This window comes from Brevundimonas nasdae (assembly GCF_016654005.1).
GTDB lineage: Bacteria > Pseudomonadota > Alphaproteobacteria > Caulobacterales > Caulobacteraceae > Brevundimonas > Brevundimonas nasdae.
Genome location: NZ_JAEPWN010000006.1, coordinates 242,673 through 254,580, shown reverse-complemented (window position 1 = coordinate 254,580; position 11,908 = coordinate 242,673). Strand labels below are relative to the sequence as shown.

Genomic DNA, 11,908 nt, shown 5'->3' with positions numbered 1-11,908 from the left:
AGTTCGCGGCTGTACTCGCCCGCCATGACCCGCTTCACGGTTTTCAGCAGGTTGGAGCCAATGCTGCCGTCATTCTCGAACTGTTCGCCGCAGTAGTGGACGCGGATCCCGGCGCGCGAGCAGACATGCTCGTGGTAGGCGCCTTCGTCGGCATCCTGAAACCGGCCCCATCGGCTGACGTCATAGACAAGGATCGCCTTGAAGTCGGCCTTCCCAGACTGAACTTCGCCCATGAGGTTCTGCAGTGCTTCGCGGCCATCGAGGCGTAGCCCGCTTCGACCTGAATCCTCGAAGACGCGTAGAATCTTCAGACCGCGTGCATCGGCGTAGCCGCGGATGACATCCAGTTGGTTCTCGGTCGAGTACTTCTGGTGATCAGTGGACATCCGGACATAGGCGACGGCCGGCACATCCACCTCGGACGGCACATCATCCCCGTTCGAATTGCTCGTCGAGCGACCACCCAAGCACGCACCTCTTCATCATCGCGGGTCAATTCGTCCAACCCACGTGAAGCTGCGGCTGAATCCCTGCGTCCATTTAGAGCGAGGGAGTCCGGAATGTCGTTTCCGAAAAAGGGCAAGTTGTTTCCGAAACAGACGGGCTATGGCTCGAGCGATCAGCATCTCCCGGAGAACTGGTTCGCTATAGAGATCGCATCAGCTTTGAAGCGGTCGCTCGGCGAAAGCCGGGCACGCACAAAGATCGTCGCCTCCTGGACCGGGGCCAACGAGAAGACAGTGAAAAACTGGTTTGCTGGTCGATATGGACCAAGCGGCGAACATCTGGTCGCCTTGATCCGGCATTCCGACGAAGTCTTGGGCGTGTTCCTCGCAATGGCTGGCCGAGAAGCGCTTCTGGCGGCGCTGAAGCTCGCTGCTGCAGAGCACGCCGTCGAGGAATTGTTGGAGGCAGTGCGCCGACTGATGGACCGTGACGAAACATGACAGGCGCAATAACCACCTACGACCATCGGCATACCGTGACGTCGGACAAGTGATCGCCGTCCGCCGGCGGTAGATACTATGTTTATTTAGATTTGGCTCGAGTCGCTCCACGCCCTGTCTGAAACGACACGCGTTTCCATGAAGTTGGAACCGCATTTCTGGCGTGGGATCGTGAAAATCTTTTAAGAAGCATCAGCTTGACGGCTTAGGGGCAGAGAGGGTTTGGCTAAGTTTGAGCTATTTCCCTGTTTAAGCGGCTTGATCAGGGAATTAACCGGCACATTTTGAATGTGCCGGTCACGGAGAGAATGACCTCCGCTCCTTCGCACACCACCATCGTCACCTCCAAGCATCGCAAGATGCTTGGAGGGACGGCCACCTTCCCTCACATCGCCGCACCGACGCTTCAGCGCCCAGAGCCCGGCTTTGCGCGCTCACAGCCGCATGGTGTTGAGGCGCAGCGCATTGGCGACGACGCTGACGGATGACAGGGCCATGGCCGCCGCCGCGATCATCGGCGACAGCAGAACCCCGAAGACCGGGTAGAGCACGCCCGCCGCGATCGGCACGCCCGCCGCGTTGTAGACAAAGGCGAAGAACAGGTTCTGGCGGATGTTGGACATGGTCATCCGGCTGAGCTCGCGCGCTCGGACAATGCCGTTCAGGTCGCCTTTCAACAGGGTGACGCCCGCGCTTTCCATGGCCACATCCGTGCCCGGCCCCATTGCCACGCCGACATCGGCCGTCGCCAGCGCAGGCGCGTCATTGACCCCGTCGCCCGCCATGGCGACCACGCGGCCCTCCTGTTTCAGCCGCGCCACGACGGCGGCCTTCTGGTCCGGCAGGACATCGGCCTCGACCGCGTCTATGCCCAGTTGGCGCGCGACCACCAGGGCCGTAGTGCGGTTGTCGCCGGTCAGCATCACCACCCGGACGCCCTCGGCGCGCAAGGCGGCCAGGGCCTGCGGCGTCGTCGGCTTGATCGGGTCGGCGATGGCGAAGACGCCCGCGGCCCTGTCGTCGACGCTGATCAGTATGGCCGTCGCCCCGTCCGCGCGCAGCTGATCCGCCTGATCCGCCAGAGCCGAGGCGTCGATCCCGACCTCGGCCAGGAAGGCGGCTGAGCCCGCCATGATTCGCCTGCCCTCGACCACGCCCAGCGCGCCCTTCCCGGTCGGCGAATCGAAGTCCCCGACCGCGGGGATGGTGATCTCGCGTTCGGTCGCCGCGTTGACGATGGCCAGGGCCAGCGGGTGTTCGGACGCGCGTTCCAGCCCGGCGGCGAGGCGCAGCAGCTCCGCCTGTTCGAATCCGTCCGCCGCCACGATCCTGACGACCGCAGGCCGTCCCTCGGTCAGGGTGCCGGTCTTGTCCACGACCAGGGTGTCCACCTTCTCCATCCGCTCCAGCGCCTCGGCGTTCTTGATCAGGACCCCAAGGCGGGCGCCGCGTCCGACCCCGACCATGATCGACATCGGCGTCGCCAGCCCCAGCGCGCACGGACAGGCGATGATCAGGACCGCCACCGCCGCCAGCAGGCCATGCGCCAGACGCGGCTCGGCGCCCCACACCGCCCAGGCGGCGAAGGCGATCAAGGCCACCGCCAGCACGGCGGGAACGAACCAGCCCGCGACCCGGTCGGCCATGCGCTGGATCGGGGCGCGCGAACGCTGGGCCTCGGCGACCATCTGCACGATGCGCGACAGCATGGTGTCGCGCCCCACCTTGTCCGCGCGGATCACCAGGGCGCCAGTCTGGTTCATGGTCCCCGCGATCACAGGGTCGGAGACGGCCTTGGCGACCGGCATGGATTCGCCGGTGACCATCGACTCATCGACCGAAGAGCGCCCGTCCTCGACCACCCCGTCGACCGGAACCTTCTCACCCGGACGCACCCGCAGCCGGTCGCCGACGATGATGGCGTCCAGCGAGACTTCTTCTTCATCGCCATTCGCGGCGATGCGACGCGCGGTCTTGGGCGCCAGACGCAGCAGGGCCTTGATCGCGCCGGAGGTCTGTTCGCGCGCCCTCAGCTCCAGCACCTGCCCCAGCAACACCAGGGTGGTGATGACGGCGGCGGCCTCGAAATAGACGGCGACCGAACCATCGCCTGCACGAAAGGCGGCCGGGAATACGCCGGGCGCCAACAGGGCGATGACGCTGTAACCCCAGGCCACGCCCGTCCCCATGGCGATCAGGGTGAACATATTGAGGTTGCGGGTCTTCAGCGACGCCCAGCCGCGCTCGAAGAAGGGCAGACCGGCCCACAGCACCACCGGCGTCGCCAGCACGAACTGCACCCAGGCCGAAACCTTCATCGGCACGAGGTGATGCAGCGCCGGGACCAGGTGCGACCCCATCTCCAGAATGAAGACAGGCAGGCTGAGCGCCAGCGCCAGCCGGAACCGGCGCGTCATGTCGGTCAGTTCTTCACTGGGACCGGCCTCCGCGCTGACCATTTCGGGCTCCAGCGCCATGCCGCAGATGGGACAGGCGCCCGGTCCTTCCTGACGGATTTCCGGGTGCATGGGGCAGGTCCAGATCGACCCCGCAGGGGCCGTGATCGTCGCCTTTTCAGCAGATCGGTTCAGATAGGCGTCCGGGTCGGCGACGAATTTGGCGCGACAGCCCGCGCTGCAGAAATGATGTTCATGGCCTGCATGGACGGCGTGGTGGGCGGTCGTCTGCGCGTCCACGGACATGCCGCAGACGGGATCCGTGGTCAGGCCCGCACTGTGGTCATGCCCGTGCCCGGAGCCGTGACCGGCATGGGCGGAACAGCACCCCTTGCCCGCCGTCTGGGTGTCCTGTTCCGCCTCAGCCATGTCCCTGTCCTCTCAATCGAAAATCGTCAGAACCAAGCCCTTATGCCGACGACCAGACGCGTATCGTCGGCGGCGCCGCCGTGCGCCCGCGCATAGTCCGCCGTGTCGCCGAAGGACCGCCCCCATTCGACCCCGACATAGGGCGCGAAGGCCTTGCGTATTTCGTACCTTAAGCGCAGCCCCGCCTTGACCGAGGTCAAACCCGATCCAAGCTGAAGCTCTGGCGTGTCGCTGGCCGACAGGGCGGCCTCGACCGAGGGCTGCAGGATCCATTTCTGGGTCAGACGCAGGTCGTATTCCGCCTCGACACGGGCGGTCAGGTCGCCCCGGGTCGACAGGAAGGCCGCCGCGCTCACCTCGAACCAGTAGGGCGCGACGCCCTGAACACCTGCGGTCAGATAGGTCGTGTCCTTGCCGTCCGGGCGGAAGTCCTGACGCACGCCCGCCTGAACATCCCAGAAGGGCGCGACGGCGCGGCTGTAGAGGGCCTGAACCTCGGCGTCATGCAGGCGTCCGTTGAAGACGCCCTCGCCTTCGGTCTTCCACCAGAAGCGGTTGATGTCGCCGCCGGTCCAGCCCTGAGCCTTCCAGCTGTAGCTGTCCGCCCCGTCGCCGAAGCCCGCCTCCAACGCGTCGATCTTGACCGCCGTAGTGCGGACGTCGCCGTTCTCGGCCAGCAGCTGCCTGCGCGCCGCCGCCATCACGGACGGGTCGAACAGCAGGTCCGCCGCATGGGCCGGCCCGGCCAAGGCGCCGGGCGGCGGCGACGCCTGCACCAGCCGCCCGCCGACCGCATCCGCGCTGGTGGGAATATCGGGAATGGCGGACGCGGCGCCGCCCATGTCGTGGCCGGCATGGGGGTCAGCCGTCGCCGCGCCGTGATTCATGTGATGACCGGCGTGAGGATCGGGTGCGGATGTCGGGGCAGAGGCTGCGGCGGGGGCCGTCTGCATCCCGCTCATGTCATGCCCCGCATGGGGATCAGCCGCCGCGCCGTGGCTCATGTGGTGACCGGCGTGGGGATCGGGCGCAGGCGTCTGGGCAGGCGCGGCGGCGGGCGCCATCCGCATCCCGCTCATGTCATGGCCGGCGTGCGGGTCCGGCGCCGGGGCCTGGACGGGGGCGGTATGGGACGAATGGTCGTGGCTCTGGGCCGCGACCGGGCCAGCCGTCAGGATCAGGGAGGCGAGCGCCAGCGCAAGGGTCTTCACGAAGCGGCTCCTTCCAGCGGGCGGACGGTGACGACGTTGAACATCCCCGCGTGCATGTGCATCAGCAGATGGCAGTGGAAGGCCCAGTCGCCGGGCGCATCGGCGGTCAGATCGAAGGTCACCTTCGACCCCGGTGCCACATTGACCGTGTGCTTCAGCGGCTGATGCCCGTCATGGCCGTTGACCAGTTCGAAGAAGTGGCCGTGCAGGTGGATGGGGTGGGCCATCATGGTGTCGTTGACCAGGGTGACGCGGACCCGCTCGTTCAGCTCAAACCGGATCGGCTCGACCAGCTCCGAGAACTTGCGCCCGTCAAAGCCCCACATGAACCGCTCCATATTGCCGGTCAGGTGGATTTCCAGCGATCGGGACGGCGGTCGCGTGTCCCTGTTCGGCGTCAGCGCGCGCAGGTCGGCATAGACCAGCACGCGATGATCGACGTCCTGCAGGCCCTGGGGCCGTTCGGCCAGACGGTTGGCGGGGGCCATGGCGATGGCGTCCACGCCCACGCCGACCGCCATGTTTGCGGGCGCCTTTGACGGATCGCGCATGTTCATGCCGCTGTGATCCATCGACATGGGGCTTGAGGCTGCCTGCGCCGAATGGTCCATCCCGGCCATGTCGCCATGCCCCATGCTGGCGTGGTCCATCGCGCCGTGCCCCATCGCATCGTGGTTCATGCCGCCCATGCCCATGTCGGCCATGGTCAGATTGGGCGTCTGGCGCAGGGGCGGAACCTCGGCCGTCATGCCCGGACGGGGCGCCAGGGTCGCCCGCCCCATGCCGGAGCTGTCGATGGCCTCCGACACGATCGTGTAGGCCCGGTCCTCGGTCGGGCGGACGATGACGTCATAGGTTTCGGCGACCGAGATCTGGAACTCGTCCACCTCGACCGGGCGGACGTTCTCGCCGTCAGCCTGCACAACCGTCATCGCCAGGCCGGGGATGCGGACATTGAAGATCGACATGGCCGAGGCGTTGATGATGCGCAGCCGCACCCGCTCGCCCGGACGGAACAGGCCGGTCCAGTTCTCCTGCGGGCCATGGCCGTTGACCAGATAGGTGTAGGTCGCGCCGCTGACGTCCAGGATGTCGCGCGGGTCCATCCGCATGGCGCCCCACATCCGCCGCTCCGACAGGCTCATGCGGTCCGAACCGTCCAGCAGACCCGCCACCGTGGTGCGCTGGCGGTTGAAATAGCCGGGGCTCTTCTTCAGCTTATCCAGGATCTGGTGCGGATGCAGGAAGCTCCAGTCCGACAGGACCAGCACATGTTCGCGGTCATAGGCGACCGGATCGACGCCCGCCGGGTCGATGACGATGGGGCCGAAATGGCCCATCGCCTCCTGCATCCCCGAATGGCTGTGATACCAGTAGGTGCCCGACTGCTTGATCGGGAACTCATAGACGAAGGTTTCACGCGGGCGGATGCCGGGGAAGCTGACGCCCGGCACGCCGTCCATCTGGAATGGCAGCAGCAGGCCGTGCCAGTGGATCGAGGTGTCCTCGTCCAGGGTGTTGGTCACTGACAGGCGCACATTCTGGCCCTCGCGCATCCGCAGCAGGGGCGCGGGCAGCAGGCCGTTGACGGTGAAGGCGTGGCCCGTGCGCCCGCCCACGGTGAAGGGGGAATGGCCGACCGTCAGGTCGATGTTCGGCCCGTTCAGGGTCGGCAGGTCAGACCTCAGCCCCGGCGAAACCGTCTGGGCCCAGGCGGGCGTCAGGCCTTGAAGCCCCAGCAGGCCGCCCCCCGCGACAGCGCCGCGCAAAAGGGTTCGACGGTCAAGGTTCGGGATCGACATCAAGGTGCCTCCAGCAGACTGGCCAGACAGACGGTCTTGAGGCCATGCGTTCAGATACGCGCGCCGACGCCCTTCCCCTCGCGATCAGACGCGATTGTCTGCAAACCCTGTCGGATCAGGACGTCTGGTCGGTCTGCGCCGCCGCCAGGCCCTGGGCCAGTTTTCGACGCGCGCGGGCGATGCGCGTCTCCACGGCCTTGGGGGTGATGCGCAGTATGGCGCCGATCTCGGCATGGGAGCGGCCTTCCAACGCGGCCAGCAGCAGGGGCGCCTTCAGGGCGTCGGGCAGGTCCGCCAGGGCGCGCTGAACGCGCTGGGCCCGGCGCTGGTCGTCCAGACGAACCTCGGCCTCGGGGCTGGCGTCCCCGACCGCCGCCGCCTCTGGCGCATCCAGCCCCATGACGCCGCGCACCACGCGCCGCACCGCGCGGCGACGGCTCCAGTCCCTGCACTTGTTCAGGGCGATGGCGCGCAGCCAGACATCGAACGGCCGCGCCGGATCATAGCGCCGCAGGGCGAACCAGGCGGCGGCGTAGGTGTCCTGCAGCACGTCCTGAGCCTCGGCCTCGTCCCCGACATAGCGGCGGACAAAACGATGCAGGTCCGCCTTGGTGGCGGTCATCAGGGTCGTGAAGGCGGCGCGGTCACCCGCAGCCGCGCGGACCGCAATGCTCTGCCCCTCGTCCACAGGCCGCGCTTAACCGGCGTCGCCGCTCAGGGCGTTTACGACAGCGGCGTCGAACACCTTGGCCTGGGCCGGGGTCAGGACCGCGCGCATTTCGAAGACATGGGCGATGGTCGCCTTCTGCAGGTCGCCCATGGCGGCGTGAAAGTGATCGACCGCGGCCTGGACCTCGGGCGTGTCGCCGCCGCTTGAGGCGATGGCGGCGGCCAGTTCGCGATTGGCGCCGCGAACCTCGGCCTCCAGCACGGGGCGGCGTTCGGCGAAACGGGCCTCGATGACCGCCAGCCGTTGCGCCTGCGCCGCATCAAGGTCCAGCCTGTCATGGATGACGCTGTGAAGGCTGGGGGGCTGGCGCTCTCGCATCACCCAGGTGGCGCTGGCCCAGGTCGCCGCCCCGCTGGCCGCGGCCGCCAGCAGGGCCGTGACGACGATGGATCTCCAGCGCCCGTTCATCCGCGCGCATCCAGACTGGTCAGCGGCGACAGGCCGGAGGCGACCGTGAAGACGCGCATCTCGGACGGTTCCGGCGGGGACGCCAGACGCACGGCCCCGCCGTTCAGCGCGCCCAGGGCGACGGCCGCCGCCACGGCGGCGATCCGCACCCGATCCATCCGCATCCGCTCGCGGCGCTCGCCGATCCGGCGCCAGACCCGGTCTTCCAGACCCGTAAGATCGTCAGAGCCGACCGGCGGGTCCCGGCCGATCATCTTGTCGATGTCATCGCTCATCGCGCACCTGTTTCATTTCCCGTATGTCATACGCACGCGTCGACAGCTTCCCTCATGCCCGCGACCCTAACAGCAATCCGGGCTGTTGCGCCGAACAGATATGACGTCCTGCCTGCACGACAGGATGTTCCGAAACCGGTTGAAAGCAGCCGGGTTTCTTTGCATCTGGACCTCAGCTCGGAACCTTGGCCTTTTGCCGCGCGCTTGGAGGTGATGGTCATGCCCGCCAACAGACTACTGCCAATGGATCAGTCGAAGTTCCTGGGTTTCAGCGGGTTTCACCTGACGCTGGGCGGCCTCATCAGCGGCGCCGTCATCCTGCTGCTGACCTTCGCCGCCAGCTGGCTGGTGACGCGGGCTCTTCGCCGGGTGCGCGAACGGGCAGAGCGCAGCCGACAGGCGGTCTATCTGCTGGAGCGGCTGGCGGGATACGGCATCATCGTCGTGGGCGTCATGTCGGCCCTGTCGGCGGCGGGGGTGAACCTGTCGTCGCTGGCGGTGTTCGCGGGCGCCCTGGGCATCGGCGTCGGTCTGGGTCTTCAGGGGGTGGTCAAGGAGTTCGTGTCCGGCCTGTTCCTGATCTTCGACCGGATGGTGTCGGTCGGCGACTATATCGAGATCGAGGATATCGGCATTCGCGGGGCCATCATGGAGATCGGCCCGCGCGCCACCCGCGTGCGCACCAATGACAACGTCAATGTGCTGGTGCCCAACTCGCGCTTCATCGAACAGCCGGTGACCAATTGGACGCTGAAGGGCGACACACGTCGCATCCATGTGCCCTTCACCGTCGCCTATGGATCGGACCGTGGGCGGGTGCGCGACGCCGTGCTGAAGGCGGCGCAGGCCAGCCCCTTCACCCTGCCGGAGACCGAGGCGCGCAAGAGCCAGGTCTGGCTGGTGGCGTTCGTGGATCGCGGACTGGCTTTCGAACTGGTGGTCTGGCCCACGCGCGATGCGGTCAAACGCCCCGCCGCCATGCACGCCGCCTACACCTGGCTGATCGCAGACGCCCTGGATGCGGCGGGCGTCGAGGTGCCGGTGCCGCAGACGGATGTGCGCCTGCGCCGCGCCTTCGGGCTGGAGGGCGACGAGGCGTTGAAGCGTCTGGGCCATGGCGAGGGTCCAACGACGCAGCCCGGCCCCTCCCGCGGCGGACACAGCGCCAACGACGCCGCTGCCGACGTCATGGCGGATGAGGAGGAAGAGGCGGACACACACATTAGGCCAGCAGGCTGACGCCCACGCCGCACGCCACTAAGACTCCGTCACCCTCGGGCTTGACCCGAGGGCCGGATGTCCCGCCGCATTGCGCCCAACGGCCTAGCACCGCCCGATCCGCGCCCGCCCCTCGGGTCAAGCCCGAGGGTGACGGATAGGGAGTTAAGCGACCGCCGCCTTCGCCTTCAGCCGCCAAGCGTGCAGCAGGGGCTCGGTATAGCCGTTCGGCTGTTCGACGCCTTCGAACACCAGCGCCCGCGCCGCCTGATAGGCCAAGCTGGCGTCCGAGTGGGGGGCCATCGGCTGATACAGCGGATCGCCCGCGTTCTGGCCGTCCACCTTGGCGGCCATGCGCAGGAAGGCGGCGTCCACCTGATCCGCCGTGCAGACCGCGTGCAGCAGCCAGTTGGCGATATGCTGCGAACTGATCCGCAGGGTGGCCCTGTCCTCCATCAGGCCGATGTCGTGGATGTCCGGCACCTTGGAGCAGCCGACGCCCTGGTCGATCCAGCGCACGACATAGCCCAGAATGCCCTGGGCGTTGTTGTCCAGTTCGGCGGCAACCTCTTCGTCCGACCAGTTGGCGCCATTGGCCAGGGGCGGGGTCAGCAGGGCCTCCAGACCCGGCGTGGGCTGGGCGGCGACTGTCTTCTGAACCGCGAACACATCGACCGCATGATAGTGCAGCGCGTGCAGGGTCGCGGCCGTCGGCGACGGGGTCCAGGCGGTGTTGGCCCCCGTCCTGGGGTGGCCGATCTTCTGCTCCAGCATGTCGGCCATGCGGTCGGGCGCCGCCCACATGCCCTTGCCGATCTGGGCCTTGCCTGATAGGCCGCACTTCAGGCCGATGGCGACGTTTCTGGCCTCATAGGCGGCGATCCAGGCGCTGGACTTGATGTCAGCCTTTCGCACCACCGGCCCGGCCTGCATCGAGGTGTGGATCTCGTCGCCGGTGCGGTCCAGGAAGCCGGTGTTGATGAAGACGATCCGGTCCTTCACCGCGTGGATGCAGGCCGCCAGATTGGCGCTGGTGCGGCGTTCTTCATCCATCACCCCGACCTTCAGGGTGTGGCGCAGCACAGCCAGCAGGTCCTCGACCGCGTCGAACAGACGGTCGGTGAAAGCGGCTTCTTCCGGCCCGTGCATCTTGGGTTTGACGATATAGACCGAGGCCTCGGCGCTGTTCTGGAACCGACCCAGACCTTTGATGTCATACAGGGCGATCAGACTGGTGATGATGGCGTCCATGACGCCTTCGGGCGCGTCCGATCCGTCCGCCAGACGAATGGCGGGCGTGGTCATCAGATGGCCGACGTTGCGCACGAACAGCAGGGAGCGCCCCTTCAGCGTCAGGGTCGATCCGTCCGGCGCTGTGAAGACGCGGTCCGCCTCAAGCGCGCGGGTCAGGGTCTCGCCGCCCTTCCTGAAGGTCGCCGAAAGGTCGCCCTTCATCAGGCCCAGCCAGTTGCGATAGGCCTCCGCCTTGTCGGCGGCGTCGACGGCGGCGATGGAATCTTCCAGATCGACGATGGTGGAAAGGGCCGATTCCAGCACCACGTCCGCCTGACCCGACGGATCATTGCGTCCGACCGGGTGGGTGCGGTCGATGATCAGTTCGATGTGCAGACCGTTGTGCTTCAGCAGGATCGAGGTCGGCGTCGAGGCCTCGCCCGTAAACCCGACGAACTGGCCTTCATCCTTCAGCGGCGGCGACAGGGCGCCGTCCACCACCGACCATCCCGCGACATCGGCGTGCGAACCCGACGCCAGGGGCGCCGCCTCGTCCAGAAACGCCTTGGCGCGGGCCACGACGCGGGCGCCGCGCTCGACGTCATAGCCGCCGCCCGCAGGCAGATCGCCCAGGGCGTCGGTGCCGTACAGGGCGTCGTACAGGCTGCCCCAACGGGCGTTGGCGGCGTTCAGCAGGAAGCGCGCGTTCAGCACCGGCACTACCAGTTGAGGCCCGGCCATCGTCGCGATCTCAGGATCCGCCGACTTGGTGCCGATGGTGAAGGGCGCGGGCTCATCCACCAGATAGCCGATCTCGCGCAGGAAGGTCTCTGAGGCGCCCACGTCATAGGGCTGGCCCTTGCGGGCGCGGTTCCAGTCATCGATCTGGCCCTGCAGCGTATCGCGCTTGGCCAGCAGGGCGCTGTTCTCAGGCGCGAACTGCTCGAACACCGCCGCCGCGCCGGTCCAGAAGGCCGCCGCATCAAGACCCAGACCCGGAAGCACATCCTGTTCGATCAGGGCGATGATTTCGCCCGCAACTTTCAGTCCGGCGCGATCTTCATGGGTGGTCATGGCGGCCTCTCTTCCGGCCCGGAGATCGAGCCTGTAACAATACGTGATCTCGTAAGCCAAGCCCGCGCCGGTCTGCAAGGGTCACGTCGCGTCATCCGCATCGCTTTTCGTCGAATAGGCGGCCTGTGCGGCATAGGCGCTGCGATCCAGGACTTGCAGGCGGGCGTGGGCGCGTCATGATCGTC

Annotated in this window: 10 protein-coding genes; 2 read left to right on the top strand and 8 right to left on the bottom strand. The window is 67.1% G+C overall.

Annotation, left to right across the window (positions count from 1 at the left end; translation table 11 throughout):
• The coding region (locus JKF87_RS11305) for a recombinase family protein (RefSeq protein ID WP_236261306.1) at positions 1-467 on the bottom strand (467 nt) is incomplete at its 3' end.
• Between the two features lie 93 nt (positions 468-560).
• Here JKF87_RS11305 and JKF87_RS11300 point away from each other — a divergent pair.
• Positions 561-947, top strand: coding sequence for a hypothetical protein (locus JKF87_RS11300; protein ID WP_201099982.1), 387 nt, complete (start codon positions 561-563; stop codon positions 945-947).
• 434 nt (positions 948-1,381) lie between these two features.
• On the opposite strand, the gene JKF87_RS11295 is transcribed toward JKF87_RS11300, so the two are convergent.
• From JKF87_RS11295 to JKF87_RS11270, 6 genes are all read right to left on the bottom strand, one after another.
• Complete coding sequence (locus JKF87_RS11295) at positions 1,382-3,772, bottom strand: heavy metal translocating P-type ATPase (protein ID WP_201099981.1); 2,391 nt, start codon at positions 3,770-3,772, stop codon at positions 1,382-1,384.
• 26 nt (positions 3,773-3,798) lie between these two features.
• Positions 3,799-4,983 carry a copper resistance protein B gene (locus tag JKF87_RS11290; RefSeq protein WP_307417911.1) on the bottom strand — a complete coding sequence of 395 codons (1,185 nt, stop codon included), beginning with the start codon at positions 4,981-4,983 and terminating at the stop codon, positions 3,799-3,801.
• On the bottom strand, positions 4,980-6,785 hold the full coding sequence (locus tag JKF87_RS11285; protein ID WP_201099980.1) for a copper resistance system multicopper oxidase: 1,806 nt from the start codon (positions 6,783-6,785) through the stop codon (positions 4,980-4,982). The genes JKF87_RS11290 and JKF87_RS11285 overlap by 4 nt, the downstream gene beginning before the upstream one ends.
• Positions 6,786-6,900: 115 nt before the next feature.
• Entirely contained in the window at positions 6,901-7,473 is a 573-nt protein-coding gene (locus JKF87_RS11280; protein WP_201099979.1) for an RNA polymerase sigma factor, read from the bottom strand.
• A gap of 9 nt (positions 7,474-7,482) precedes the next feature.
• Positions 7,483-7,923: a Spy/CpxP family protein refolding chaperone gene (locus JKF87_RS11275; protein ID WP_201099978.1), complete on the bottom strand. Its 441-nt coding sequence runs from the start codon at positions 7,921-7,923 to the stop codon at positions 7,483-7,485.
• Complete coding sequence (locus tag JKF87_RS11270) at positions 7,920-8,198, bottom strand: hypothetical protein (protein WP_201099977.1); 279 nt, start codon at positions 8,196-8,198, stop codon at positions 7,920-7,922. The genes JKF87_RS11275 and JKF87_RS11270 overlap by 4 nt, the downstream gene beginning before the upstream one ends.
• A 219-nt stretch (positions 8,199-8,417) precedes the next feature.
• Between JKF87_RS11270 and JKF87_RS11265 the strand changes: the two genes are divergently transcribed.
• Positions 8,418-9,437 carry a mechanosensitive ion channel family protein gene (locus JKF87_RS11265; protein ID WP_201099976.1) on the top strand — a complete coding sequence of 340 codons (1,020 nt, stop codon included), beginning with the start codon at positions 8,418-8,420 and terminating at the stop codon, positions 9,435-9,437.
• Positions 9,438-9,581: 144 nt separating this feature from the next.
• Here the strand turns inward: JKF87_RS11265 and JKF87_RS11260 are convergent, their stop codons facing one another.
• Complete coding sequence (locus JKF87_RS11260; protein WP_201099975.1) at positions 9,582-11,723, bottom strand: malate synthase G; 2,142 nt, start codon at positions 11,721-11,723, stop codon at positions 9,582-9,584.
• Positions 11,724-11,908 lie beyond the last annotated feature (185 nt).

Coding starts and splice junctions, on each gene's coding strand:
- JKF87_RS11300 (WP_201099982.1), top strand. CDS start 561: ATGTCGTTTCCGAAAAAGGGCAAGTTGTTTCCGAAACAGACGGGCTAT.
- JKF87_RS11295 (WP_201099981.1), bottom strand. CDS start 3,772: ATGGCTGAGGCGGAACAGGACACCCAGACGGCGGGCAAGGGGTGCTGT.
- JKF87_RS11285 (WP_201099980.1), bottom strand. CDS start 6,785: ATGTCGATCCCGAACCTTGACCGTCGAACCCTTTTGCGCGGCGCTGTC.
- JKF87_RS11275 (WP_201099978.1), bottom strand. CDS start 7,923: ATGAACGGGCGCTGGAGATCCATCGTCGTCACGGCCCTGCTGGCGGCC.
- JKF87_RS11270 (WP_201099977.1), bottom strand. CDS start 8,198: ATGAGCGATGACATCGACAAGATGATCGGCCGGGACCCGCCGGTCGGC.
- JKF87_RS11265 (WP_201099976.1), top strand. CDS start 8,418: ATGCCCGCCAACAGACTACTGCCAATGGATCAGTCGAAGTTCCTGGGT.
- JKF87_RS11260 (WP_201099975.1), bottom strand. CDS start 11,723: ATGACCACCCATGAAGATCGCGCCGGACTGAAAGTTGCGGGCGAAATC.